Raw genomic sequence first — 25,968 nt, 5'->3', positions numbered from 1 at the left:
CCGCCCGGACAGTATGGGCAGCAGCCTGACCCCTATGGCCAACCGCCGCAGTGGGGTCAGCAGCCGCAGTCCGGGGGCCCCTATGGGGGCAACTACGGGCAGACGGGCACCTATCAGCAGCCGGCCTATGGCCAGCCGCCCGGCCCCGGTGGGCCTGGTGGACCTGGTGGGCCCGGTGGCGACCAGTGGGGCCCGCCAGCCGCACCGCCGCCGCGGCGCCGGGGGTCCGGTGGCACGGTGGCGCTGGTCATCATCCTGGTGCTGCTGCTGTGCGGCGGTGGCGCCGCCGGCATCTGGTATGTCCTGAAGGACAACAAGAGCACCCCCACGACGACGTCGCCGACCACGAAGGCGAGCACCTCGGCGAAGCCCTCCACGAGTGCCGCACCGAGCACCGCGCCGAGCGGCGGCGCCTCATCGCCGGCCGGCGTCTCGCCGGGCGACGCCAAGAACGTCAAGGTCGGGGAGTGCCTGACCAACATCGGCTCGGCCACCGCCCCGGTGATGCAGAAGACCGCCTGCGGCGCCGGCACGTTCGAGGTGCTGAAGAAGTACGAGGGCACCTCCGACAAGGAGAAGTGCAACGGCGTCACCGGCTACACGCACAACTACTTCTACAAGGCCACCCCGGAGACCTTCTCCTTCGTGCTCTGCATGAAGCTCCGGAGCTGACCTGCGCCGGACACGCTGAGACGGGCACCCTGGGCAGGCTTCCGGGGTGCCCGTCTGGTGTCTTCGGCATACTGGCCGTCGTTGGGAGATCGTCCGCGGGTGCGCCGCCACGCCATGAGGACCCCCCTTGCGCGGGGCCCCTCGGAGCCTGTAGTACATTAGTTCGAGCTTGGCGGACAGGTGTTCGATCGCCTGATCTAAGGCTCTCTTGCGTGTGCCCTAGACTTTGCTAGAAAAGGCACGACACGCCACAAGGGATCTCTATGCGGTTCTAGCGTTTGGGCTAGAGACGCCGATACTGTGCGATCGTGGATCCCGTTCGCAACCCGTATGCGCCCGGCGCCGGGCAGCGGCCGCCTGAGCTCGCCGGCCGCGACCGTGAGCTGCATGCCTTCGAGGTGGTCCTGGAGCGTGTCGCCCGTGGGCGGCCCGAGCGCTCGCTGATGCTCACCGGTCTGCGCGGCGTCGGCAAGACCGTCCTGCTCAACACGCTGCGCTCGCAGGCGATCTCGCGGTTGTGGGGCACAGGCAAGATCGAGGCCCGGCCCGACCAGTCGCTGCGCCGGCCGATGACGGCGGCGCTGCACATGGCGATCCGCGAGCTCGCCCCGCACCACCGGGCACCCGACCGGATCGACGAGTTCCTCGGAGTGCTGAAGGCGTTCGCGGTGCGCGAGGATCCCAACAAACCGCCGAGCAAGCTGCGCGACCGGTGGCAGCCCGGGATCGACGTGCCGGCGGCGACCGGCCGGGCCGACTCGGGCGACATCGAGATCGACCTGGTCGAGCTGTTCACCGACGCGGCGAGCGTGGCGACCGACGTCGGCACCGGCGTGGCGATCTTCATCGACGAGATGCAGGACCTGTCCGCCGACGACATCTCGGCCATGTGCGCGGCCTGCCACGAGCTGTCGCAGACCGGCGCGCCGCTGATCGTGGTCGGCGCCGGCCTGCCGCACCTGCCTGCCCTGCTCACCGCGTCGAAGTCCTACTCCGAGCGGCTCTTCCGCTACCAACGCATCGACCGGCTCGACCGGATCGCGGCCGACCTCGCCCTCACCGCGCCCGCGATGCGTGAGGAGGTCGAGTACGAGGCCAAGGCGCTCGACGCGCTCTACGAGGCCTCCGGCGGCTACCCGTACTTCGTGCAGGCCTACGGCAAGGCGACCTGGGACCACGCGCCGCACTCGCCGATCACCGCGGCGGACGTCAGGGTGGCGGCGCCGGAGGCCGAGGCGGAGCTGGCCGTCGGCTTCTTCGGCTCCCGCTACGAGCGCGCCACGCCCGCCGAACGCGAGTACATGCGCTCGATGGCGACCCTGCTGCCGGCGGTCGACGTGTCCGAGGCGGTGCCGACGGCGGAGATCGCCCGATCGCTCGGGCGCCGCCCGGCCAGCCTCTCCCCGGCGCGGGACGCGCTGATCAAGAAGGGCCTCATCTACTCCGGCGAGCGCGGCACCGTCGCCTTCACGGTGCCGCACTTCGCCCGGTACATCCGCTCGCAGCCCGCCGACTAGGCCTTCGCCCTCTCGATGACGGCGCGCAGGTCCCGGCGCTCGATGGCGGCGGCCATCAGGTCGGGGAAGACGTCCGGTGTACAGGCGAACGCCGGCACCCCGAGCGCCGCCAGCGCAGCGGCGTTCTCGTGGTCGTAGTCCGGCGCGCCCTCGTCGGACAGCGCCAGCAACGCGATCACCTGCACGCCCGCGGACGTCATCGCGGCGACCCGTCGGAGCATCTCCTCGCGCACGCCGCCCTCGTACAGGTCGCTGATCAGCACGAAGATCGTGTCGCGCGGACGGGTGATGAGCTGCTGGCCGTACGCGATGGCCCGGTTGATGTCCGTGCCGCCGCCGAGCTGGGTGCCGAACAGGACGTCGACCGGGTCCTGCAACATGTCCGTCAGGTCCACCACCACCGTGTCGAACACCACGAGCGACGTCTTCAGCGACCGCATCGACGCGAGCACTGCGGCGAACACGCCCGAGTAGACGACGGACGCCGCCATCGAGCCGGACTGGTCGACGCACAGCACGACGTCGCGCTGCACCGATTGCGCCCGCCGCCCATATCCGATCAGCCGCTCCGGTACGACCGTGCGATGCTCCGCCTGATAGTGCTTGAGATTCGCCCGGATGGTCCGGTTCCAGTCGATGTCGTGGTGCCGGGGCCGGTTGATCCTCGCGGCCCGGTTGAGCGCGCCGGCGAGCGCCGTCCTGGTCGGCTGCGCGACGCGCCGCTCCAGCTCGGCGACGACCTTGGCCACGACCTTGCGCGCGGCGCGTTTGCTCTTTTCGGGCATGACCCGGTTCAGCGACAGCAGCGTCCCCACGAGGTGCACGTCCGGCTCGACAGCGTCGAGCATCTCGGGCTCGAGGAGAAGCCTCGTCAGATCGAGGCGCTCGATCGCGTCGGCCTGCATGACCTGCACGACCGTCGACGGGAAGTACTGCCGGATGTCCCCGAGCCACCGGGCGACCCGCGGCGCCGAGGCGCCCAGACCCGCGCCGCGCTGGCTGCCGGTGCCGTCGCCGCCGTCGTACAGTGCGCCGAGCGCGGCATCGATCGACACGTCGGCGCCGGTGAGGCCATGTCCGGTGCCTTCGCCCCCTTGTGCGCCGCCCAGGGCGAGCCGCCACCTGCGGAGCCGCTCGTCGTTGTCGTCATCCATGGTGCGGCTCCTTGCCGAGGAGACGTGCCACGACCGGAAGCAGCAGGGTGCCGCGGTCGGGGTCGACCTGGTCGTCATGGTCGCCGGTGCGGGTCCGGCCGGTGGTGCCGATGGTGGCGGCCCGCTCGCCGATCATGCGGCGTTGCGGGGCCGGGTAGCCGCTGAACGTTCTTCGCAGCAGCGGTAGCACCTCCACGAATCCGTCCGCGGGAATGCCGGTCAGCCACCCGTCGACCAGGGCCAGCAGCCGCTCGTCGTGGACCAGCAGCAGCCCGTCGCCGGCGAGGAAGCCCTCGATCCAGGCGGCCGCCTTGGCCACCGGTACGCCGACCGTCAGCACCAGCGCCATCCTGGCCCCGATGTCGTCGGCGTCGACGGTGCCCGCGTCGAGCAGCAGCCGGCTCATCCGCCCGGTGAGCAGGCCGTGCAGGTCGTCGCGGGTGGACAGGCCGCCGAGCAGCGCCTGCCACCGCCGGCTGGCATCGTCGTCGTCGATCAGCGCGAGCGCGCCCTGCACCCCGTCGATCCGGTCGCGCATCACGGTGGCCGCCGCGTCGTCGAGCCCGCCGACCGCCGCGGGCAGCCCCACGCAGACACGGGTGATCATGCCGAGGGTCACCGACCGCAGCGCCGACAGGTCGGTGCCGCGCACGTCGCCGTACCGCAGCGTCCTGGCCAACGCGGGCAGCGCGTCCATCAGGTGCGCGACGTCGGCGTCGAGCGCCATCCGCTCGTCGAGCGCGTCGAGCACCCCCGGCAGCGCGTCCGGCAGGTCGGCCAGCAGGCACCGCTCGACCAGCGCGGTCACGTCCGCGAGCGTCTCGGCCTCGGCGGCCTGCTCAGCGACCCGTGCGGTCGCCGCCTCGCGGACCGTCGTGCCGTAGACACCGGCCTCGACCAGATCGACCGCGAACTCCGGCTGCCACGCGATCTGCCACGACTCCCAGAACGTGCCGCGCCCCTTGCGGTTGGCCAGCACCTGCCCCCAGTCCACGCCGAGCAGCCGCAGCCGGTGCAGCAGCTGGCTGCGCTGCAGGTCGAGGTCTCTGCGCAGGTCCAGGTCGATCTCCCGGCTGCTGACCGCCGGCTGGAGCCGCAACCGGCGCTGGCTGCCGGCCACGTCCTTGGCGATCGGCACGCCCGGCGTCTGGTCCGGCACCCGCCCGAGCCGGTCGCCGACGACCAGCCGCCGGTTGATCAGGCTGAGCCGCAGGTCGTCGCCGTCGCAGAGCACCGCGTGCGCGGCGTCGGTCACCTCGGCGAGCCCGGCCAGCGGCCGGCCCCGCATCGTGGCGAGCGCCTCGGCCAGCCGGGTCGCCTCGATGACGTGGGCGCTGGAGACGGGGACGCCGTCCTTTCGCAGTACACCGGCGGCCTTCACCAACCAGCGCGCCACGACGTGCTCGTCGACCGCCGTGAACAGGTGGTGATACCAGCCCGGCGACCGGACACCCGCGCCATACCCCTGCCATGACGCCAACCGCGCGTGCGTCCAGGGCACCCAGGTCATCGACACCTTGACCTTCGGCAGCCCTTTGAGCACCGCCGCGTCGGACGCCGCGCTGGGCAGCGGCGCGGCCAACGCCGGCACGTGCCACGCCCCGCACACGACGGCGACCCTGTCGAACTCCTTCATCGCCGCCCGCAGCGCCTGCCGCATGTGTGCCTCGCGCCGCTCCTCGTCGACCCGCTCCGCCTCGGGCGGCGCCGGCGTGTGTGCCCTGACCACGGTCATGGCCTCAGCGATCGCCGCGAACGGCGCCACCGCCTCCGCCAACCGCTCAGCGTCGATGTCCTCTTCCACGGCGAACAACGTCCCCGCCGCAGCAAGCCGCTCCGCGAGCACATCGCCACCGCGGCCTTCCCCGGCACCGTGCCCTCTCTCGCGGCTTTCCCCCACGTCGCGCCTGTCCGCAGCACCGAGCCCTCGGCCGCTGCCTTCCTCGGCCTTGCGACCTTCCTCGACACCGTCCTCCGCGTCACGCCCATCCACAGGACCGCGCCCGTCCACAGCGCCGAGCCCTCGCCCGCGGCCTTCCTCGACACCGTCCCCCGCCTCGGGGCCCTCCGCAACGCCGCGACCTACCGGACGACCACTCCCCGCACCGCGAGGCCCGCCGCCATCCCCTGCGCCGCCATCCCCTACGCCGCGATCCCCCGCACCGCGAGGTCCGCCGCGGGCCTCACCTGCACCGCGAGGTCCGCCGCGGGCTCCCTCGACGGTGTGCCCTTCACCCGTAGCGCCCGTAGCGCCCGTGGCGGGCGGCAGCGGCTCGCGGCGGTGTTCGACGACGTCTTCCCACCAGCGCTCCGGGTCGTCGTAGCCGGCGGCCTCGGCCAGGGCGCCGATCGGGTCGACGCGGACCGTGTCGTCGGCGGGTGTCGGCACGGACGGCGTGCCCGAGGCGAGACGGATCGCGGCGGGCAGGTCGATGAACCGGACCGGGATCTCGCACGCCACGGCCCAGCGGATCGCCTGCCACTCGGGGGAGAACTCGGCGAACGGCCAGAACGACGCCCGCAGCTTCGGGTCGGGGTTGTCCGCCGGATACGCCAGCAGCGCCACAGGTGCGCGCATGTCCTCGTCGCCCGCGAACGGCACCAGAGCGTCGGCCTCCGGCGGGCCTTCGATGAGGATCACGTCGGGGCGGAAGGCCGCGAGGGCGCGGCGCACCGCACGGGCCGACCCCGGCCCGTGGTGACGCACGCCGAGCAGCAGCGGATCACTCACCGCGACGGGCCGCCCGGTAGAAGTCGCGCCAGCCCTCGCGCTCCCGGATCACGGTCTCCAGGTATTCCTGCCACACGACCTGGTCGGAGACCGGATCCTTGACGACCGCGCCGAGGATGCCGGCCGCGACGTCGCCGGCGCGCAGGACCCCGTCGCCGAAGTGCGCGGCGAGCGCCAAGCCGTTGGTGACCACGGAGATCGCCTCGGCCGTCGAGAGCGTGCCGCTGGGCGACTTCAGTTTCGTGCGCCCGTCCTCGGTCGCGCCGTTGCGCAGCTCGCGGAAGACGGTGACGACCCGCCGGATCTCGTCGACCGCGGGCGGCAGCTCGGGCAGCTCGAGCGCCTTGCCGAGGGCGGCGACCCGGCGCGACACGATGTCGACCTCCTCCTCGACCCCGCTCGGCACCGGCAGGACCACCGTGTTGAACCGGCGCCGGAGTGCGGACGACAGCTCGTTGACGCCGCGGTCGCGGTCGTTGGCCGTGGCGATGACGTTGAACCCCTTGCGCGCCTGCACCTCCTCACCGAGCTCGGGCACCGGCAGCGTCTTCTCCGACAGGACCGTGATCAGGCTGTCCTGCACGTCGGACGGGACGCGGGTCAGCTCCTCGATCCGCGCGATCCTGCCGTCGGCCATGGCCCGCAGCACCGGACTGGGCACGAGCGCGGCTCGGCTGGGCCCTTCGGACAGCAGGCGGGCGTAGTTCCACCCATACCGGATCGCTTCCTCGGGTGTGCCCGCGGTGCCCTGGACCAGCAGTGTCGAGTCACCGCTGACGGCGGCCGCCAGATGCTCCGACACCCAGGTCTTGGCCGTGCCTGGCACGCCGAGCAGCAGCAGTGCCCGGTCGGTGGCGAGCGTCGCGACGGCCACCTCCATGAGCCGCCGCGAGCCGACATACTTCGGGACGATCACGGTCCCGTCCGCGGCGACCCCGCCGAGCAGATACGTCACGACGGCCGTGGGGGACAGCAGCCACCCGGGCGGGCGTGGCCGGTCGTCCCCGGCGGCCAACACGGCCAGCTCGGCGGCGAACTCGTCCTCGGCGTGCCGCCGCTGGACTGCCTGCGCTTCGACTGTGCTGGTCACGCGAGCTCCTCGAGCATGTCTTGTCGGAACCGGAGGGTGTCGGCGAAACGGCCGACGATGGAGGACATCGGATCGTCGGACGCCAGCCCGGAGGCGAGCTTCGCGGCCCGGTCCGCGGCGTCCGCCGGCAGTCGCAGCGCCGCCAGCTCGCACAGCCCGGCGAGCCGCCACCCCGCCGACCGCCGACCGCCGAGGTCGTCGAGCGCGGCGAACACCGCATCGAGCAGGGCCGGTGGCCATGGGCGCGGGCACAGCTCCAGCACGTGCTCGACCCCGACGGCGGCCGCGCCGGCGAGCCCGCGGCGCAGGACCTCGACCGCGATCGCCGACAGGGCGTCGGAGGGCAGCGCGTCATACAGGGCTTCGAGCAGCAGCCGGTCGTCGGGCCGCCCACCGGCCGCGACCTCCTCGGTCAGCTGCCCGGTCAACGCGGTCGCCCACAGCGCGTCGCGCTGCCCGGCCGCCGCCCGGGCCAGGCCGCGACGCACGACAGCCGCCCACTCGTCGGTCACCGGCAACCGCAGGAACTCGTCGGGCTCGCCCCAAACCCGCAGTGGTGTCCTGGTCAGCAGCTCCTCCAGCCACCAGGCCCGCTCACCGACCCCGACCGGCGGCCGCGGCGTGATCCCATCCCGGCGCATCGCCTTGTCACAGGCGGCCGGCGGGGTCACCACGATCCGCCCGCCACCGACCTGCACGCAGGCCGTCGAACGCTCCGCCATCCGCCGCGCATATGCACTGCCGGGCAGCAACGCGAGCAGCTCGACCGCGGCGGCGCGCACCTCCTTGCGCCGATCGTCGAGCGCGGTCTCCAGCACCACCTCGTCGGCCTCGGACAGGCCGGTGGCCATGGCGCCGAGCAATGCGGCCCGGTCGTCGGGCGTCTCCGTGGGCCACGCCGCGCGCAGCAGGTCCCGCGCCGCGTCAGGATCCCGCCGCCGCAACGCGGTCAGGAAGCCGACCCGCCGCCCGATCGACCCCAGCTCCCACGCGCTGCTGTCGGCGGCGGGCGCGTCGATCGTGGCCGTGACCAGGTATCCCCAGTCGGGCCGCTGCGCCGCCAGCCACTCCGCCCGTGGGCCGCCCACCGAGGCGATCAGCGTGCGCAGAATCCGATGCCGGCGCCCGACCTCGAGCAACGCGGGCAGCAGCTCCCCCGGCACCCTTCGCGCGCCGACCGCACCCAGCCACTCCGCGAGCAGCTCCAGTCGTCCATCAGCGTCGCGCACGGGAGTGGCATTGCTCGACCCATACCCCGCGGCGTCGACCGCCAGCAGGTCAGCCGCCCGCGCCGACGCCGGCCACGGCACCAGCGGAATCCCGGAGTCATCGGGCGCCGCCGACGGCACCGCGACACCGGCCCGTGCCGCGACACCGGCGCGCCTATACATCGTCAGCGCGGCCGCCGCGTCGAGCAGCACCTCGGCGGGGTCACCGTCCCCGGCCGCAAGGTGCCGCCGCTGCGTCCCGACCAGCGCGGTCGCCAGGACATCGCCCCACTCCGGAAGCCCGCTCACGACACCTCCCCCTCGAACCTCATGACCGCCGGCGATCGGGAGACAGCCGGGCGGTGCGATCGTGCGCACTGCGGGCGGTGCGGCGAAACCGCCACTGCGAAGCGGGTCATAGGCGCACCAGCCTGCCCTCGGACCAGGCGCCCAGGGGGCGGAGGCCGCCGGCGGACCATTCGCCGGTGACGGTGGTCGGGTGGCCGCCGGTGATGGCGAGCAGCCGCCACGGGTCGCCGGAGGCGGGGTCGAGAGGGAGGGCCAGGCCGGTGGGGTCGACCAGGTGCCAGGTGCCGCCGTCGCGGGTGGGGCAGACCGCGTCGACGGTCATCGGCCAATAGTCCAGCCAGGGGTCCTCGGCGAGGGCGGCGGCGTGGGCGCGCAGGCCGGCCTCGATGCCGGTGGCGCCGGCGACGGTGTGCATGCGGGCGGGTGGGCCGTGGCGCTTGGCGATCAGGGCGCGGGCCGGCTGGCCGCCGGGATAGAGGCAGACGTCGGCGTCGATCTCGGTGCCGGGGAGGAGGTCGACCGGGAGGGACTGGCCGGCGACGGCGAAGGACAGGATCAGCAGGGGGCGCTGGGTCGAGGCGCCGCGCAGCCAGGCGCGGCGGACGGTGAGCTGGTCCTCGATCTCGTCGCGGACGCCGTGGATCTGCCACCGGTCGCGCAGGACGGGACCGGCGAGGACGGTCTCGGTCGCGATCGGCAGGCCGACGCGCATGCGGACACTGGCGGCGAGGTCGTCGGGCAGGTCGGCCAGGCGTCGATAGCCGCCGACGAGCAGGTGGAGCCGGGCGAGCTCGCCCAGGAGCCGCTCGGGCGAGCCGGTGACCGCGGACGTGCGGCGCAGGATGCCGGCCGCGCCCGCGGCCTGGGCGTCGACGAGCCTGGCGGCCATCGTGTCCCAGTGCGCATAGCCGCTCTTGGCGACGCTCGCCAGCCCGGCGCGGGCCTGGTCGGCCAGCCAGCGGTCGAGCTCGTCGAGCCCCGCGGAGATCCGATCGGCGCGACGGGCCTGCGCTTTCTCCCCGGGAGCAGCACGACCGCCACCGCCGCGACCGCCACCACCCTCGGCGGAGCCGTCATCACCGGAGGGAGCAGGGGCAGCACGCCGGGAAGCGCGGGAGGACTGCCACTCCTGGACCCAGCCCGGCGGGTTGGCGTCGGCGACGCTCCCCGATGACCAGCGCAGCAGCAGGGCGAGGGCGTGTTTGCAGGGGAACTTGCGGCTCGGGCACGTGCACTTGAACGCGGGCTCGGTGAGATCGACGGCGGTCTGATAGGGGGTGCGGCCACTGCCCTGGCAGAGGCCCCAGATCGTCGGCGGGACCTCGTCGGTGGCGCTGAGCCCGGACTCCAGCCAGGCACGGTCGCCGGCCATGCCCCTGGCGGCCCGCTGGGCGGACGCGTCGGGTGCGAGGGCCATGACCTGGTCGGTGGTCCAGACCGTCGTCTCCGTCGAAGTTTCGGCCATGCTGCGAAGCGTAGTGATGGGGTACGACATTCCGTGGCTGGGTATGAACCCGGCATGAGACCCGTGCGCACCGCGGCCCGTTCGATGCTCGCCGCGATCTTCGTGATTCAGGGCTGGGCCGCGTTCCGTGACCCGGCGAAACTCGCTGAGAAGGCCCGGCCGGTCACGGACCGGTTGGAGCCGAGGCTGAAGGCGGTGCACCCGAGCCTGCCGACCGACGCCGAGACGTTGGTGCGGGTCAACGGCGCCGCGCAGGTCGCCGGTGGCCTGCTGCTCGCGACCGGGCACGCGACGACGCCGGCCGCGCTGGTCCTGGCGGGGTCGCTGGTGCCCACGACGCTCGCGGGCCACGCGTTCTGGGAGATCGACGACCCGGCGCAGCGCAACCAGCAGCGGATCAACTTCCTGAAGAACCTCGGCCTGATCGGCGGCCTGCTGTTCGCGGCGCTGGACAACGAGGGCCGCCCCAGCATCGCCTGGCGCGCCCGGAACACGGCCCGCATCGCCCGCCGCGAGGTCGGCCACACCGCAGGCACGGCACGACGCGAGGCCCGCCACGTCCTGCACGCCGCGCAGCGAGACGCACGAATCGCCCGCCTGGCGAGAAGACTGCCGTAAGAGCGAGAAGACTGCCGTGAGAGCGGGCAGCCCGTAACGACGAGCAGGCTGCCTGAACGCTCAAGGGCAGTTGACCCACTCCTCCTCGCCGTCGGTGAAGACCTGCCGCTTCCACACCGGCAGCCTGGCCTTCACCTCGTCGACGAGCCGCGCGCAGAGCAGAAAGGCATCGGCCCGGTGCGAGGTCGAGATCGCCGCCGCGAGTGCCACGTCGCCGATCTCCAGCCGCCCCACCCGGTGCGACACGGCGAGCGCGTGCACGACGGGCTCGGCCGCGATCTCCGCGGCGATCTCGGCGAGCACGTCGCCGGCGCTGGGGTGGCCCTCGTATTCGAGCTCGACGACGCCGCGCCCGCCGTCGTGGTCGCGCACCACGCCGGCGAAGGACACGACGGCGCCCGCCGCGCGGTCGGAGACGGCCAGCTCGTGCGACGTCACGTCGATCGGCTCGCCGGTCACCAGGACCGTGATTCGGTCGGTCACACTCGCTCCCCATCCAGGATCGGCAGTGGCACGAGATGCGCCGGCGTCCCCGCGAGGCCCCGCCCTCCGGGCGGGATGACGGCGAAGCCGATGGAGTTGGCCAGGCCTCTCAGCATCGACGACCCCGCGTGCGCGACCGGATAGGCCAGCCCGTCGGATGGGTCGCGGCGCACCAGCGCGAGATGCGTGAAGTCGCCCCGGCCGGGGATGTCGGCACCGAGGCTCACCGTCGAATGGCCCGGTACTGGGCGGCCGCCCAGTCCGGCGAGCAATGGCAGTACCAGCGACACCAAAGCAACGAAGGTGGACTGTGGGTTGCCAGGCAGGCCCGCGACGAACTGTCCCCCGGGCAGTCGCGCCACGAGCATCGGGAACCCGGGCCGCACCGCCACCGTGTTGACGACATAGGTGGCGCCGAGCTCGGCGAGCGCCGGGTGCAGGTGGTCGACGGGCCCGTGCATGGTGCCGCCGGTGGTGCAGATGACCTGCGCCCCGGCGTCGACAGCGGTCCGGAGCGCGGCGACGTGGTCCTCGAGCGTGTCGGCGACGGGGGCGCGGTGGTGCACGACGTCGGTGCCGGCCCGGCGCAGCCATGAGGGCAGCGAGGGACCGAGCGCGTCGCGGACCTGACCGGCGCCGGGGACGCCCGCGGTCAGCAGCTCGTCGCCGAAGACCAGCAGCGCGCTGCGCGGCTTCGGCCGGCAGAGGAGGGTGTCATACCCACAGGCGGCGGCGAGACCGATGACGCCAGGCGTGATCGGGGTCCCGGCGGGCAGCAGCTCCTCGCCGAGGGCGGCCTCCTCACCGGTCAGCCGCCAGTCGGGGATCTTGCGGGGCTCACCGGCGACGACCTGCCCGCCGTCGACCGTGGCGTCCTCGACGCGGATGACATACAGGGTGCCTTCGGGCACCATGCCACCGGTCGCGATCTCCACGCAGGTGCCGTCGGCGGTCAGCGGCTCGGCGACGTCACCGGCGAGGACCCGGCCGACGATCCGCCAGGGCGCGGCGCCGCGGACGGCCCAGCCGTCGACGCTGGAGGTCGGAAACGCGGGCAGGGCGGTGAGCGTGGTCAGCGGCCCGGCGAGCGTCAGCCCGTCGGCCTCGGCGAGGGGGACGGGCACGGGGCTCGACGCGACCGCCGCGCCGGCCTCGAACACGGCCTCGCGGGCGTCGGCCCACGCGATCGGTAACGTCACGCGTCGAGCCTAGACCGTCAGTGATCGCCGCCGCGGAGCTGGTCGACAGCGTGCGAAAGGACCGGTCCGAGCACGGCGAGACCGTCCTTCGCGCCACCCTTCGAGCCGGGCAGGTTGACGATGAGGGTGCGCCCGGCGACCCCGCTCAGCCCGCGGGACAGGATCGCGGTCGGCACCTTCGCCGCACCCGCGGCGCGGATGGCCTCGGCGATGCCGGGCACCTCGTAGTCGAGCACCCGCCGGGTCATCTCGGGGGTGGCGTCGGTGGGTGTGACCCCGGTGCCGCCGCTGGTCAGGATCACGTCGGCGCCGCCGGCGACCGCCGCGCGCAGAGCCTCCTCGACCGGCGGCCCGTCCGGGACGACGACCGGGTCACCGACGTCGCAGCCCAGCTCGCGCAGGCCGGCGACGAGCAGCGGGCCGCTGGTGTCGGCGTAGACGCCGGCGGCGGCCCGGTTGGACGCGACGATCACGACGGCCTTCACGAGGCGCGCTCCCAGAGGCCGGTCTTGCCGCCTTCCTTGCGCAGCACACGGACCCCTTCCAGGGAGGCGGCCGGGTCGACCGCCTTGATCATGTCGATGAGCGCCAGCCCGGCGGCGGCGACAGCGGTGAGCGCCTCCATTTCGACGCCGGTGCGGTCGGCCGTGCGCGTGGTCACCTCAATGTCTACCGTCTCGTCACTCAGAGTCAAGTCGACCGTCACCCCATGAAGGGCGATCGGATGACAAAGGGGGATGAGATCGGGTGTGCGTTTGGCACCCATGATTCCGGCGATCCGCGCGACGGCCAAGGCGTCGCCCTTGGGTAACGCCCCGCCGTGCAGCAACGCTATTACGTCGGGGGTGGTGTGCACGGAACCAGCCGCAACCGCACGCCGGGCGCTGATTTCCTTGCCGGCGACGTCCACCATCCGGGCCGCACCGGTCCGGTCGACATGGGTCAGTTCATGTGCCACGAGTTCACCCTATCGATCGCCGCGTGAAGTTCGATTTGATCATGCACGCTAGTGAGAAGGTGCGTCGATTCCGCTACACGGAGAGTAACTTTCACGTTACCAAAATATGACAAGCCGTGCCCTTCTTCGCAAACTATGAGTCGACGGACAAATAGGGATGGGCAACCTGCGTTATGCACCCTAGGCTTCGTTCAACGCCAAGCAATTCGATGACATTCGATGGCTTGGATCGAACGGGGGTCGTTAACCGCGAAACGACCAAGGGGGCAGCAATGCGCGTTCACGACTGGCTCTGAAATTTCCGGCCTTGACAGGGACACACCGCCATCGGTCACGATGAGCGGAACCGCGATGCAAAGACCACTGGGTACCGACGACGCGACCAACCGGCGCCTCTGGCGTCTCGTTGGTCCCGTCGTCGTCGGTGCGGGCATTGCCGTCGTCGCAGCGTTGTTGCTGATCAACGACTACGGCAGCCTGATTCCCTTCCTGCCCGCGCCAATGGCGCTGGTCACCATCTGCGGATATATGCGGATCCAGATGCGGATCCGCTCGGCGATCCACGGCTCGTCACCCGTATCGGCCGTCATCATCGCGACAGCGGTCTTCCTGCCACCTCCGTTCGTGATTCTTGCCGTCGCCGTCGGCAAGCTCATCGACCAGTTGCTCAACGTGGCGCACGTGCCGGTGAAGATCAGTTTCAACGTCGGCAAGGAAGTGCTCGCCGGCGCCGCAGCCAGCACGGCCGTCGCCGCCATCGGGTTCACCCCGATCCTGGCCACCCCGGACCGCACCGGACGGCTCGGCACGGCGCTAATCGCCAGCGTGGTCGCCTGGATGGCCTACACCATCGTCGACGAGCTCGTGTCACAGGCGCTGTTCGCCATGCTCACCGGCACGCCGTACCACCAGCGGCTGATCGCCGACTGGGGCGCTCTCACCGTCGTTCGCATCGGAACGTTCGGGATCGCCGTCGTCACCGTCGTCGCGTACGACATCAGCCAATGGCTGCTGGTGATCCTGCCGCTGCTGCTGTGGTGCATCCACCTCGCCTCCGGCAACCGGATCCGCGCCCGCCAGGGCAACGAGGCCTGGCAGCGGCTCGCCGAGGCGACCGACGAGTTCAACTCCGTCGACCAGACCGCCGTGCTGCACGCCGCCGTCCGCAAGGCCGCCGCCCTCTTCTCCACCGACGAGGTCGAGGTGCAGATCCGCCCCCCGACCGGCGAGACCCGCCTCGTGCGCAGCAACGGCCGCGACATCCTGTACGACGGCGACCCCGACGAAGCGCCCCCGGCCGGCGGATTCGTCATCCCGATCGGCCTGGAGAGCTACCGCGGCGACGCCGACCTCGGCGAGCTGCGTCTGCGCTTCCGGGCGCCGGTCAAGCTCACCGAGCGCGAGGGCTACACGCTGCACACCTTCGCCGCCGCGCTGTGCACCGCGATCCGCAACGCCTCCACCTTCGCCGAGACGCAGCGCCTCGCCGACAGCCACGCCCGCGCCGCCGCCCAGGATCCGCTCACCCAGCTGGCCAACCGGCGCAAGCTGCAGCAGTACGGCGACGAGGTCCTCGCCACCGGTATCGTCGGCGTCCTGCTCATCGACCTCAACCACTTCAAAGAGGTCAACGACACCCTCGGACACTCCGCCGGCGACCGCGTGCTCACCACCGTCGGCGAGCGCCTCTGCGCCGCCGTACGGGAGGACGACCTCGTCGCCCGGTTCGGCGGCGACGAGTTCGCCGTCATCCTCGCCAACCTCAGCGCTCCGGCCCTCGCCGAGATGCGCGCTCACGCGATCCTCGACGCCCTCGCCCCACCCATCCAGCTCGACGACATGCGCATCAGCGTCGAGGCCAGCTGCGGCGTCACGACCGGCAGCGGCGGCACCATCGGCGAACTGCTCCGCCGCGCCGACGTCGCCATGTACCAGGCGAAACAGGACGGCCAACGGGTCGTCGTCTATGCGCACGCCCGCGACACCGCCGACATCGGCACCCTCACCCTCGGCGGCGACCTCGCCCGCGCCGTCGCCGAAGGCCAGTTCGTGGTCAACTTCCAGCCGATCGTCGATCTCGCCACCGGCCAGGTCATCGGCGCCGAGGCGCTCACCCGCTGGCACCACCCCGACCGCGGCGACCTCGCGCCCGACCGGTTCCTGCCCGCGATCGAACGCTCCGGCCAGCTCTCCGCCTTCGCCGACGCCGTCCTCGACCAGGCCCTGATCGCCGTCTCGATGTGGGCCGACGCGGGTCACGCCGTCCCGGTCGCCGTCAACGTCTCCCCGCGCAGCCTGCTCGACCCGTCGTTCCCCGACGCCGTCGCCAGGCGCCTCGCGGCCCGCGGCGTGCCGTCCTCGTCGCTCGTCATCGAGCTCACCGAATCCGTGACGCTCAGCAAGCTCGAGGTCGTCGACGACGTCCTCGCCGCCCTGCGCGACCAGGGCATCCGGCTCGCCCTCGACGACTTCGGCACCGGCTTCTCCTCCCTGGCCACCCTCGCCCGCGTCGCCGTCGACGAACTCAAGATCGACCGGAGCTTCGTCGCCGCCATGAACACCTCCGCCCCCGGCGCCGTCGTCCGCTCCACCATCGACCTCGGTCGCAGCCTCGGCCTGGTCGTCGTCGCCGAAGGCATCGAACGCGAAGAGCAGCGTCAGCAGCTCTGGGAGCTTGGCTGCCCCGCCGGGCAGGGCCACCTCTTCGCCCGCGCGATGCCCGCCGACCGGCTCCTCGCCGCACTGCGCCGCGGCCACGACGGCCAGCCCGGCTGCCTCGCGCCACCCCTGCACGACACCGACACCGTGATCCGCCTCCCGCGCAACCGCCGGTCCCGCCGTTTCGGCGCCGCCGAGCCCGGGCAAGAATGGGTGCCATAGCCACCACGCCACGCATTTCCGTCAGCGACGCCGTCCTCTACGGGCTGTCCGCCGCCTTTGCCCTCATCACCGCCTTCACGTCGACCCTGCCGCCACACCGCGCGTGGGGCTCGATCGCCTGGTGGGGCTACGCGGCCGCGTTCCTGATCACGCTGGTCGTGCTCCGGCGCCTGCTGCTCACCGCCCTCGTCTTCGTCGCCGTCACGCTGGCGCCCCTCATCACACAGGCCGTGCAGCGCGCCGGCGGGCGCACCGACCGGGCGCAGGAAGAGGTCCTCGTCGTCGAGCAGATGGGCCGGCGCCTCCTCGACACCGGCACGCCCTATCTCGACCGCCCGGACATCGCCGCGCTCCCCTTGTCCGAGCGGCTGCTGGGGTACTCGCCGTACCAGCCCGGCATGTCGATCTTCGGTCTGCCCCGAGCGGTGTTCGGCTCCTTCTGGTGGACCGACGCGCGCGTCTGGTTCGCGGTCGCCACCGTCGTCGCGATGCTCTGGACCCTGCGGCTGCTCGCCGACCTGGTCGCCCCGCCCGGCCTCGTGCTCGTCGCGCAGTCCGTCGCCGTCCTGCCGATCTGCACTCTCACCCTCACGACCGGCGGCGACGACCTGCCCGTGGTCAGCCTGGCACTGCTGGCGATGGCCTTCACCGCACGCCACCGCTGGACCGCCGCCGGCCTCGCCATCGGCCTCGCCGGCGCGCTCAAGCTCTTCGCTCTCCCTGTTGCGCTGGTACTGCTGGCGCTCGCCTTCTTCGTTTCCCGGCGCACGCTCGCCTTCGCCGCCGGGGCGTTCGGCCTGCCGCTGCTCGTGATGCTGCCGGCGCTCGCCGTCGCACCGTCCGCCTTCGTCGAGAACGTCCTGCGCTTCCCCGCCGGCCACGGGCTGGTCACGAGCCCTGCCCAGTCGCCGCTGCCCGGTCAGCTCATCGCCTCCTCAACCGGCGCCGGGCGGACCATCGCACTGTCGCTGCTGGCTCTTGCCGGGATCGCCATCGGCGTCTGGCTCTTGCGCCGTCCCCCAAGGTCCACGCAGGCCGCCGCGCTCGTCGTCACCGTCGGGCTGACGGCGGCCATCATGCTGATTCCGTCGACCCGCTTCGGATACCTCCTGTACCCGGCCGCCTTCGCCGCCCTCTGGTGGGCGCTGCGCACGTCCGACTCGCTTTCCGATCCCACCTCGCTTTCCGATCCCACCTCGCCTTCCTCGCCCACCTCGCTTTCCACGCCCACCTCGCCTTCTGCGGCTCCCTCGCCGGGCGGTCACGGGTCGGTCTCCGGGGGCGCTTCGTCCGGCGGGCCGGAGTCCGAGGCTCCTTCGTCCGACGGCCGCGAACCGCCGGATCCCGGGGCCACTCCGTCCGGTCATCAGGCTGCGTCATCTGACGACCCAGCTCCGGAACCCGGGGGCGCTCTGTCCGGTGCCGCTGACCGCGGGCCGGGGTCCGAGACCGCGTCATCTGACGGCCGTGAGCCGGATTCCGAGGGCGCTCCATCCGGTGAGGTCGGATGCGGGCCGGATTCCGAGGGCGTTCCGTCCGGTGAGGTCGGACGCGAGCCCGGTTCCGGGACTGCCCCGGCCGGCGGTCGCTGGCCGGGTCCCTCACCAGCGGCGTAAACAGGAAGCATGGCTTTCCGGGACCGCCAAGAAGGCGGCGCCGCCCTCGCCGCGCTCCTCACCGGCTACACCGACCGGCCCGACGTAATCGCTCTCGGCCTGGTCCGCGGCGGCATGCCTGTCGCCGCCGAGGTCGCCACCCGGCTCCACGTCCCGCTCGACGCTCTGGTCGTGCGCAAGCTCGGCGTACCTTGGGCCCCCGAGGTAGCCTTCGGCGCCATCGGCCCCGGCGGCGTCCAGGTCCTCAACTCGGAGATCAGCCTCAAACCCCACGAGATGGCTCCCGTCCTCCGCCACGAGACCGCCGAACTCCGCCGCCGCGACCGCCTCTTCCGCATCGGCCGCGACCCGCTCGACCTCACCGGCCGGACCGCGCTCATCATCGACGACGGCCTGGCCACCGGCGCCACGGCGGGTGCCGCGGTCGCGGTCGCCAGAGCCCTGTCCGCCACCCGCGTCGTCCTGGCCGTCCCCGTCGGCGCCACCCCCGCCGTCCAACGCCTGTCCCACCTCGCCGACGAGGTCGTCTGCCCACTGACCTCCGACCGGTTCGGCGCCGTCAGCCGCTACTACGACGACTTCCGCCAGATCCCGGATGCCGAGGTAGCCCGAATCCTGAACGCCCACCTCACGTCCTGAGCGCCTCCTGAGCCCCTACTGCCAGTTCCCCGCATCGTCTGAGCGCCCACTGGGCCGCCCCGGCCTCAGGCCACCTGCGTCCTGAGCGCCTACTGTTCTGGCCCCAGGTCTCCGCGTTCTGACCGCTCGCCGCGCATCTGATCCACACGGAGCTCGCCACTGATCCTCGACCCTGCCGCTCAGCGATCCCCGCCCGCCCCTCGACCACGCCGGATCCAGGCACAGCGCGGCCCGCCAAAGGCGACGCAAGCCGCAGCCCGCCGTGCCGGCGCAAAGCAGCGGCCATCAGATGGAGGCGCCCAGCGAGAACCAAACAGACCTGGCACAGACCGACCCGGCTCCGCGCCGCGCGCTGATCACACCCAGACTCGCCGGGGCGGTCCTAAATGGCCATGTCGACGAAGCGCGACAGGTGAAGCTGCGCCGCGACCGTGATCGTGTCGGTCGGACCGTTTCGGTGCTTGGCCACGATGAAGTCGGCCTCGCCCGCTCGCGGAGACTCCTTGTCGTAGTAATCGTCACGGTGCAACAGGATGACCACGTCGGCATCTTGCTCGATCGAACCCGATTCACGCAGGTCAGACAGCTGTGGGCGCTTGTCGGTGCGCTGCTCGGGTCCACGGTTCAGCTGGCTGACCGCGACCACGGGGCACTCGACCTCCTTCGCCAGCAGCTTCAGGCCACGCGACAGGTCCGCGACCTCCTGCTGCCGGCTCTCGGTCCTCTTCGGGCTCGTCATCAGCTGCAGATAGTCGACGATGATCAGCTTCAGGTCGTGCCGCTGCTTGAGCCGCCGTGCCTTGGCCCGGATCTCCATGAGGTTCATGTTCGGCGTGTCGTCGACGAACAGCGGCGCTTCGCTGATCTCGCCCATCCGCCGAGCCAGCTTGGTCCAGTCGTCGTCCGACAACTGCCCCGACCGCAGCACATGCAGTGGCACCCGCGCCTCGGCCGAGAGCAGTCGCATGACGATCTCGACCTTGGACATTTCCAGACTGAAGATCGCACTCGCCATGTTGTGCTTCACCGACGCCGACCGGCTGAAGTCCATCGCAGCGGTGGAGTTGTGGGTCGGGATCATCGAACGACCGGCCAGGTAGAGGTGGTCGTCGTTGTCGACCTGAACGCAACGGACCGGAACGCTCGCGACGGGCCGGACGTCGACGATGTACCTGGAACCGGTCCTCGACGTGCCGACGGACCGTCGGCACTCCTGGTGCGCGGACAGCTTCCGTCCGAGCCGGAACACGTCGTCGATCGTGGTGAAGTTCAAGGTGTAGGCGACAGGGCTGGCCGAGATCCGACCGTTGATCTGTTTCGTCGTCACCGTGCACCGGTAGCCGAGGCTGACCACCAGCTCGCGGACATCGGCCGCGAGCCGTGCCGAGGTCGACGTGAACTGTGCGGTGCCGGTGGGCGTCACGGTGCCGTCGGTGTCCAGCAGACCGGCGAGCAGCGCGCGGCGCTGCTGCTCGGAGCCGCGCAGATAGACCGGCGGGATGTGCTTGTCGTTGAGAACGCCGAGCACTCGCAGGTCGTGCACCAGCGGATGCTTGCCAGACCTGCCGATGCCATAGAGCGTCGGATGCGCCGAGCTCGGCCTGATCTCGAACCCGTCATCAGCGATGAAGGCGACGATCTCCGGATCCGCGGTGGTGATGCGACCCGCCGCGGAGTGCCCGTCCCCGAGCCACGCGCCGAGCGTGTAGGGCGGCACCAGCAGGTCCTGCTCGGGAAGCTGCAGCGGCCGGCAATTTTCGACGGCGTGGTTGGGGCGGCCGTCCATCGGGTGCCGAAGGGTCTCGGCAATGTACTGGGTGGTGACGACCCCGTCGTCCATGGTCCTGTTGACCCGCCGGTCCAGCGCCGTCAGCAGTGCGTGGGTGGAGTGGGCCTGGATCGAGCGACGCCACGGCTTGCCCGCCCGGTGGTGTTCCTCACCGCCGACGACGTGCAGCACGTGCCGGAAGCGGGGGCCGGCCAGACCGGCCGCCTCGCCGAACGTCACCAACGAGTCCGGCCCCGCCATCACACTCGCCAGGGGCGACGCCACCTGGGCGCGGGCGGCCTCAGGCAACTGCGGCGAGAAGGTGTTTTCGGAGTGCTGGCGTCGCGCGGCCCTCGTGGTGGTCTTCCAGAGGTGCTCGGCATCGGCGACGATCACGCTGCCGTCGGAGAACTCCACCTCGAAGCACGGCCGGTCGTGCAAGACGTCGAACGCGTTGACGATCGTGGTGGGCCGGCCGTCGGCACCCAGCAGCTGATCGCCGGCCTTCACCTCCCCCATCGTCGTCCAGCCGCCGGGCGTCGGCAGCGGGGTGTCGAGCGCCAGCGCCTTCCCGAGACCAGGTCGGCCGGCGACGATCACCAGCTGGCCGGGGTGCAGGCCGTTGAGGAGTCGGTCGAGGTCGCTGAAGCCGGTGGGGACGCCGGTCATGACGCCGCCCTGGGCGCCGACGGCTTCGATCTCGTCGAGGGTGGGCTGGAGCATCTCGGCGAGGACGGCGAAGTCCTCGCTGACGCGCTTCTCGGTGACGTCGTAGATGGCCTGCTGGGCGAGGTCGACCACGTCGTCGACGTCGCGGCCGCCGGGGCCGGCGGAGCCGTAGCCGAGCTGGACGATGCGGGTGCCGGCCTCGATGACGCGGCGCAGGACGGCGCGCTCGGCGACGATGCGGGCGTAGTAGGACGCGTTGGCGGCGGTGGGCACGGCCGCCATGAGGGTGTGCAGGTAGGCGGCGCCGCCTACCTTGGCGATCTCGCCCGCGTCGGTCAGGGCCGCGGCGACGGTGACGGCGTCGGCGGGCTCGCCGCGGCCGTAGAGGTCGAGGATCGCGTCGAAGACGACGGTGTGGTTGGGCCGGTAGAAGTCGTGGGACTTGAGGATCTCGACGACGTCGGCGACGGCGTCCTTGGACAGCAGCATGCCGCCGAGGACGCTCTGCTCCGCGGCGACGTCCTGCGGTGGGGTGCGCTCGAAGGCCTCGGCGCCGCCGGATGGGCGCTCGGATCCCTTGTCCTTGTCCTTCGGCGGCTGCCGGCGCGGCTCGGCCGGGGTCGCGTCGTCCCACGAATCGCTTGGTCTGTCTTCGGTGATCGACACTTGCCCCTCCAACGTCGTACCCCCATGGGACCAGTAGACCTCTTGGGTACGACAAAAACTCGCGGTGCGCTCCGGAACACGTGGAGCGCCCCGCGCAACGGTATGGAGCGGCTGGCGTTCGTCAAAATCAGCCGGTGGACAACCCTTGGGACAACCTGTGGACCACCGTCCACAAACGGGGGATCAGCTGTGCACAGGCCTGTGGAAAACTTCGCCGCCGGGATCCACAAAGCGGTCCTGAGCTGGCTTTTCTTCATCCACAGCCTGTGTGGGAAAAATAGTCGCCTGATCGAGTGACATGAAGGCCGGACGTTTTCCGGCTGGACGGACGATGGCGGACGTCCGACCGAAGAGTGACGCTGCGGCCGTGACTTACCCGGAGTGGGACAGATCACGCGCGCGGCCGATCCGGCGGCGGGACGAGGAAGAGGACGAGCCCACCGATTACGCGGGCGCGTTCATCGCCACGGCCTGCTGGTACGTGGTGCCGATCATCGGCTATGTGATCTGGGCGGCGACGATGTCGTCGGAGCCTCGTGCCGGTTGTGTCAACGCGTTCGGGGTGCCGTGTCCGGCGCCGCGATCGGAGGCGTTCACCAATCTTCTGGACGGCGTGCCGCAGATCGCGGTCGCGTTGGCGCTGGGCATCGCGGTGGCGATGTTCCTGGGGTGGGCGACGTCCGGCTGGCGCGCCTGGACGATCGGGTTCGCGTCTGCGGTACTGGGTGCCGGCATGGCAACGGTGATCTTCGCGGTGCTCGCGACGCAGCTCTGAGCGGATCGGTTCCCGTCGAAGGGTCACAGCATCCTTGCGGGACGATCACCGATGCTCACGCTTGGGTCTCTGTCCGGTTACGCTCGGAGCCGATCACGGGCAGGTCGTCGTCTGACTGGCCAGACACCTTTCAGGGAGGCTTCCATGGTCAGTCGGTTCCGTGTCACCGCCGTCGCCGTGATCGCGGCGTTGAGCCTGGCAGCATGTGGCGCATCAAGCGAGGACAGCCCGAGCAGCTATGAGCGGGCGCAGACGGTGAACCCCGAAGGCGGACGGCCCGGTCCGCCCGCGACCGGCGAGGCCGCGGACGAGGCGGCGGCCGGCGAGCAGGAAGCGTCGAGCCAGCCGGTGTCGACGTTCGCGGTCGACGTCGACACCGCGTCCTACGGCTACGCGAAGCGGCAGCTCATGGCGGGTCAGCGTCCGGCGGCGAGCTCGATCCGTCCCGAGGAGTTCGTGAACTCGTTCCAGCAGGGGTACCGGCAGCCTTCCGGCGACGGTTTCGCGGTGTCCGCGGACGGCGCCCGGCTGCCGAAGACGCACCAGAACAGCGGTGACACGGCCCGGTTGCTGCGGGTGGGGTTGCAGACGAGGGATGAGCCCGACGGACAGCGGCTCGACGCGTCGCTGACGTTCGTCGTCGACGTGTCCGGTTCGATGGCTGAGCCCGGCAAGCTCGACCTGGTCAAGAGCGGGCTGCATACGTTGGTCGACCAGTTGCGTACCACGGACTCGGTGGCATTGATCGCCTACTCCGACGAGGCGGAGGTGCTGCGGCAGATGACGCCGGTCCGGGACCGCTCGGCGCTGCACGGGGCGATCGACCGCTTGCGCGTGGCCGGGAGCACGAACCTGCAGGCTGGGCTGCGGCTGGGGTACGAGACGGCGCGCAAGGCCTTCCGGTCGGGTTCCACGAACCGTGTCATTCTGCTCTCCGACGGCCTTCCGAATGTCGGCTCGACGAACGCCACGTCCCTGGTCCGCGAGGTGCAGGAGGCGGCGGCGAAGCAGATCACGATGATGGGTGTCGGGGTCGGCAGCGACTACGGCGACAAGTTCATGGAGGAGCTCGCCGACAAGGGCGACGGTTACGTCGTGTATGTCAGCGACTCCGCCGAGGCGAACAAGGTCTTCGTGGAGCAGTTGCCGGCGACGCTCGCGGTCCGGGCGCTGGACGCGAAGGCCCAGGTGGAGTTCGATCCCGCGGCGGTCGTGTCGTACCGGCTGATCGGCTACGAGAACCGCACGCTGTCGGCGTCGGCGTTCCGCAACGACCGGGTCGACGGCGGCGAGGTCGGCCCCGGTCATGCGGTGACGGCGCTGTACGCGCTGCACCTGCGCCCGGGCGCCGAGGGTCACCTGGCAGATGTACGCGTGCGCTGGCAGGACCCGCGCACGCGTGAGGCGAGCGAGCAGAACCTATCGGTGACGGTGGCGTCACTCGATCGGGAGTTCGCGTCGGCGACGCCGCCCGTGCAGGTCTGCTACACGGCGGCCTACTTCGCCGAGGTGCTGCGGGCCAGCCAATACGCGGGCGAGGTGCGGCTCGACGATCTGCTGCGGCTCGCGCAGCGCCAGGCGGAGGGGGACAGGCAGGTCGCGGAGCTCGCCGACGCGATTCAGGCGGCGATGAAGTTGTACCGGTAGGGGGCAGCGAAAAGGGGCCCGTCCGTCGGACGGGCCCCTTTTCGTGCACAGCGTCTTACTTGGCGGCCGTGACCCTCAGCGTGAAGCTGGCGGCGACCTCGGGGTGCAGCTTGATCTGCACCTTGTAGTCACCGACGGACTTCACGTGGCCCGGCAGCTCGAGGCGGCGCTTGTCCAGGGTCGGACCGCCGGCCTTCTGCACCGCGTCGGCGACCTCGGCCGGGGTGACCGAGCCGTAGAGCCGGCCGCCTTCGCCGGCACGGACGGCCAGCTTGACGGTCAGGTTCTCCAGCTGGGCCTTGACCTCGTTGGCGTGGCCCAGGTCGCGGATCTCACGGGCCCCACGGGCCCGCTTGATCGTCACGATCTGCTTCTCGCCGCCCTTGGTCCAGCGGATCGCGAAGCCCTGCGGGAGCAGGTAGTTACGGCCGTAGCCGTCCTTGACCTCAACCACGTCGCCGGGGGTCCCGAGACCGGTGACCTCCTGCTTCAGGATGATCTTCATGTCAGCCTCCCCTTATCGCGCAGTCGCGGTGTAGGGGAGCAGCGCCATCTCGCGCGCGTTCTTGACGGCACGCGCGATCTGCCGCTGCTGCTGAGCGGTCACGCCGGTCACCCGCCGAGCGCGGATCTTGCCGCGGTCGGAGATGAACTTCCGCAGCAGCGCGGTGTCCTTGTAGTCGATGTAGGCGATGCCCTCCTTGTCGAGAGGGTTCACCTTCTTCTTGGGTTTGCGCAGGGCCGCAGCCTTCGCCATTGCTCTTGCTCCTGATGCCATTAGAACGGGGGCTCGTCGTCGAAGGATGAGCTCGACCTGCCGCCGCCGCCACCACTGTTGGCGGTTGCCGGCGCTGAGCTGGCCCACGGGTCATCGCTGAACCCGCCGCCGCCGCCACCGCTGTTGCCGCCGCCGCCGCCACCAGAGCCGAAGCCGCCACTGCCACCGGAGCGCTGCATCTTCTGCACCTTGGCAGTCGCGTTGCGCAGCGAGGGGCCGATCTCGTCGACCTCAAGCTCGATGACAGTGCGCTTCTCACCCTCGCGAGTCTCGTAACTCCGCTGCTTCAGGCGGCCGGAGACGATCACGCGGGTACCACGCTGCAGCGACTCGGCGACATTCTCAGCCGCCTGACGCCACACCGTGCAGGACAGGAACAGCGATTCGCCGTCCTTCCACTCGTTGGTGGTCTTGTCCAGGAACCGGGGGGTGGATGCCACCCGGAACTTGGCCACGGCCGCCCCAGACGGAGTGAAGCGCAACTCGGGGTCGTCGGTCAGATTGCCGATGACCGTGATCGTGGTGTCTCCTGCTGCCATATTGAGTCAACTCCTCGCGCACTGGTGTATGGCCCACCATGACACAGGGGTATGACAATTCCCCGGGTGCCAGGTGGCCGGCCAAACAGGTCGATCTCGCCCGGAATCCGCTTAGCGGACCTCGGGCCGGATGACCTTGGTGCGCAGCACGGACTCGTTGAGTCGCAGCTGACGGTCCAGCTCTGCCACCGACTCCGGCGATGCCTGGAGGTCGATGACGGCATAGATGCCCTCGGTCTTCTTGTTGATCTCGTACGAGAGGCGCCTACGGCCCCACACGTCGAGCTTCTCCACCGAGCCACCCGACGTCCGGATCACGTTCAGATACGTGTCGAGCGACGGTGCGACGGTGCGCTCCTCGAGACTTCCATCGAGGATCACCATGATTTCGTAATGACGCAAGACGTTCTCACCTCCTACGGGCTGAGCGGCCGCGGTCCATCCGCGGCAGGAGGTCGTGCGTCGTCTGCCATCCGACGGATAGCAGACCGAGCTAGGGTACACGGTGCGCGTGCACAAAAAGACCGCGGGGCGCGTCATCCGCTTCTCTGGGTGGGACCTGGGGAGGAACGACCACACCGGTGCGT

22 protein-coding genes are annotated in these 25,968 nt (G+C 71.2%); 8 read left to right on the top strand and 14 right to left on the bottom strand.

Features of this window, described 5'->3' with window-relative positions; all coding sequences use genetic code 11:
- Nucleotides 1-237 precede the first annotated feature (237 nt).
- Together ABZS58_RS03295 and ABZS58_RS03290 are read left to right on the top strand one after the other, a co-directional pair.
- The gene (locus tag ABZS58_RS03295) at nucleotides 238-672 is read left to right on the top strand and encodes a hypothetical protein (protein ID WP_354777054.1); all 435 of its coding nucleotides are present in this window, start codon (nucleotides 238-240) and stop codon (nucleotides 670-672) included.
- 308 nt (nucleotides 673-980) lie between these two features.
- Entirely contained in the window at nucleotides 981-2,189 is a 1,209-nt protein-coding gene (locus ABZS58_RS03290; RefSeq protein ID WP_354777052.1) for an ATP-binding protein, read from the top strand.
- On the opposite strand, the gene ABZS58_RS03285 is transcribed toward ABZS58_RS03290, so the two are convergent.
- The 5 genes from ABZS58_RS03285 to ABZS58_RS03265 form a co-directional block, all read right to left on the bottom strand.
- Entirely contained in the window at nucleotides 2,186-3,343 is a 1,158-nt protein-coding gene (locus ABZS58_RS03285; protein WP_354777050.1) for a VWA domain-containing protein, read from the bottom strand. The genes ABZS58_RS03290 and ABZS58_RS03285 overlap by 4 nt on opposite strands.
- Entirely contained in the window at nucleotides 3,336-6,074 is a 2,739-nt protein-coding gene (locus tag ABZS58_RS03280; protein WP_354777048.1) for a DUF5682 family protein, read from the bottom strand. Before ABZS58_RS03280 ends, ABZS58_RS03285 begins: the two co-directional genes overlap by 8 nt.
- On the bottom strand, nucleotides 6,067-7,164 hold the full coding sequence (locus ABZS58_RS03275; protein WP_354777046.1) for an AAA family ATPase: 1,098 nt from the start codon (nucleotides 7,162-7,164) through the stop codon (nucleotides 6,067-6,069). Before ABZS58_RS03275 ends, ABZS58_RS03280 begins: the two co-directional genes overlap by 8 nt.
- Nucleotides 7,161-8,681, bottom strand: coding sequence for a DUF5691 domain-containing protein (locus ABZS58_RS03270; RefSeq protein WP_354777044.1), 1,521 nt, complete (start codon nucleotides 8,679-8,681; stop codon nucleotides 7,161-7,163). Before ABZS58_RS03270 ends, ABZS58_RS03275 begins: the two co-directional genes overlap by 4 nt.
- A gap of 106 nt (nucleotides 8,682-8,787) precedes the next feature.
- Nucleotides 8,788-10,146, bottom strand: a complete 1,359-nt coding sequence (locus ABZS58_RS03265) for an SWIM zinc finger family protein (protein WP_354777042.1) — start codon at nucleotides 10,144-10,146, stop codon at nucleotides 8,788-8,790.
- A gap of 54 nt (nucleotides 10,147-10,200) precedes the next feature.
- Here ABZS58_RS03265 and ABZS58_RS03260 point away from each other — a divergent pair, with 54 nt between their 5' ends.
- Entirely contained in the window at nucleotides 10,201-10,764 is a 564-nt protein-coding gene (locus ABZS58_RS03260) for a DoxX family protein (protein WP_354777040.1), read from the top strand.
- Between the two features lie 60 nt (nucleotides 10,765-10,824).
- Here the strand turns inward: ABZS58_RS03260 and ABZS58_RS03255 are convergent, their stop codons facing one another.
- Genes ABZS58_RS03255 through moaC form a run of 4 tightly spaced genes read right to left on the bottom strand, consistent with a single transcriptional unit; the run spans nucleotide 10,825 to nucleotide 13,404 of the window.
- Entirely contained in the window at nucleotides 10,825-11,247 is a 423-nt protein-coding gene (locus ABZS58_RS03255) for a molybdenum cofactor biosynthesis protein MoaE (RefSeq protein ID WP_354777038.1), read from the bottom strand.
- Nucleotides 11,244-12,446 carry a molybdopterin molybdotransferase MoeA gene (locus ABZS58_RS03250; RefSeq protein ID WP_354777036.1) on the bottom strand — a complete coding sequence of 401 codons (1,203 nt, stop codon included), beginning with the start codon at nucleotides 12,444-12,446 and terminating at the stop codon, nucleotides 11,244-11,246. The genes ABZS58_RS03255 and ABZS58_RS03250 overlap by 4 nt, the downstream gene beginning before the upstream one ends.
- A 17-nt stretch (nucleotides 12,447-12,463) precedes the next feature.
- The gene (locus tag ABZS58_RS03245) at nucleotides 12,464-12,946 is read right to left on the bottom strand and encodes a MogA/MoaB family molybdenum cofactor biosynthesis protein (protein ID WP_354777426.1); all 483 of its coding nucleotides are present in this window, start codon (nucleotides 12,944-12,946) and stop codon (nucleotides 12,464-12,466) included.
- Complete coding sequence (moaC, locus tag ABZS58_RS03240) at nucleotides 12,928-13,404, bottom strand: cyclic pyranopterin monophosphate synthase MoaC (RefSeq protein ID WP_354777034.1); 477 nt, start codon at nucleotides 13,402-13,404, stop codon at nucleotides 12,928-12,930. Before moaC ends, ABZS58_RS03245 begins: the two co-directional genes overlap by 19 nt.
- Nucleotides 13,405-13,755: 351 nt before the next feature.
- Here moaC and ABZS58_RS03235 point away from each other — a divergent pair, with 351 nt between their 5' ends.
- Genes ABZS58_RS03235 through ABZS58_RS03225 form a run of 3 tightly spaced genes read left to right on the top strand, consistent with a single transcriptional unit; the run spans nucleotide 13,756 to nucleotide 18,539 of the window.
- Nucleotides 13,756-16,284: a bifunctional diguanylate cyclase/phosphodiesterase gene (locus tag ABZS58_RS03235; RefSeq protein ID WP_354777032.1), complete on the top strand. Its 2,529-nt coding sequence runs from the start codon at nucleotides 13,756-13,758 to the stop codon at nucleotides 16,282-16,284.
- Nucleotides 16,272-17,900, top strand: a complete 1,629-nt coding sequence (locus tag ABZS58_RS03230) for a glycosyltransferase 87 family protein (RefSeq protein WP_354777030.1) — start codon at nucleotides 16,272-16,274, stop codon at nucleotides 17,898-17,900. Before ABZS58_RS03235 ends, ABZS58_RS03230 begins: the two co-directional genes overlap by 13 nt.
- A gap of 9 nt (nucleotides 17,901-17,909) precedes the next feature.
- A complete protein-coding gene (locus ABZS58_RS03225; RefSeq protein WP_354777028.1) occupies nucleotides 17,910-18,539 on the top strand; it encodes a phosphoribosyltransferase family protein in 630 nt (209 codons plus the stop codon).
- Between the two features lie 382 nt (nucleotides 18,540-18,921).
- Here the strand turns inward: ABZS58_RS03225 and dnaB are convergent, their stop codons facing one another.
- The gene (dnaB, locus tag ABZS58_RS03220; protein ID WP_354777026.1) at nucleotides 18,922-21,654 is read right to left on the bottom strand and encodes a replicative DNA helicase; all 2,733 of its coding nucleotides are present in this window, start codon (nucleotides 21,652-21,654) and stop codon (nucleotides 18,922-18,924) included.
- Between the two features lie 286 nt (nucleotides 21,655-21,940).
- Here dnaB and ABZS58_RS03215 point away from each other — a divergent pair, with 286 nt between their 5' ends.
- Both ABZS58_RS03215 and ABZS58_RS03210 read left to right on the top strand, forming a co-directional pair.
- On the top strand, nucleotides 21,941-22,417 hold the full coding sequence (locus ABZS58_RS03215; protein ID WP_354777024.1) for a hypothetical protein: 477 nt from the start codon (nucleotides 21,941-21,943) through the stop codon (nucleotides 22,415-22,417).
- Nucleotides 22,418-22,561: 144 nt separating this feature from the next.
- Nucleotides 22,562-24,064 carry a von Willebrand factor type A domain-containing protein gene (locus ABZS58_RS03210; RefSeq protein ID WP_354777022.1) on the top strand — a complete coding sequence of 501 codons (1,503 nt, stop codon included), beginning with the start codon at nucleotides 22,562-22,564 and terminating at the stop codon, nucleotides 24,062-24,064.
- Nucleotides 24,065-24,119: 55 nt separating this feature from the next.
- Here ABZS58_RS03210 and rplI read toward each other — a convergent pair whose 3' ends face one another.
- The 4 genes from rplI to rpsF all read right to left on the bottom strand — a co-directional run bounded on the left by rplI (nucleotide 24,120) and on the right by rpsF (nucleotide 25,783).
- On the bottom strand, nucleotides 24,120-24,569 hold the full coding sequence (rplI, locus tag ABZS58_RS03205) for a 50S ribosomal protein L9 (protein WP_354777020.1): 450 nt from the start codon (nucleotides 24,567-24,569) through the stop codon (nucleotides 24,120-24,122).
- A gap of 12 nt (nucleotides 24,570-24,581) precedes the next feature.
- Nucleotides 24,582-24,821: a 30S ribosomal protein S18 gene (gene rpsR, locus ABZS58_RS03200; protein ID WP_033359945.1), complete on the bottom strand. Its 240-nt coding sequence runs from the start codon at nucleotides 24,819-24,821 to the stop codon at nucleotides 24,582-24,584.
- A 20-nt stretch (nucleotides 24,822-24,841) separates the two neighbouring features.
- The gene (locus tag ABZS58_RS03195) at nucleotides 24,842-25,381 is read right to left on the bottom strand and encodes a single-stranded DNA-binding protein (protein WP_354777018.1); all 540 of its coding nucleotides are present in this window, start codon (nucleotides 25,379-25,381) and stop codon (nucleotides 24,842-24,844) included.
- Nucleotides 25,382-25,492: 111 nt separating this feature from the next.
- Nucleotides 25,493-25,783, bottom strand: coding sequence for a 30S ribosomal protein S6 (gene rpsF, locus ABZS58_RS03190; RefSeq protein ID WP_033359943.1), 291 nt, complete (start codon nucleotides 25,781-25,783; stop codon nucleotides 25,493-25,495).
- Nucleotides 25,784-25,968 lie beyond the last annotated feature (185 nt).

The sequence above is a fragment of the Dactylosporangium sp. NPDC005555 genome, from assembly GCF_040605635.1.
Classification (GTDB): domain Bacteria; phylum Actinomycetota; class Actinomycetes; order Mycobacteriales; family Micromonosporaceae; genus Dactylosporangium.
This window is presented reverse-complemented; position numbering and strand designations above follow the sequence as displayed.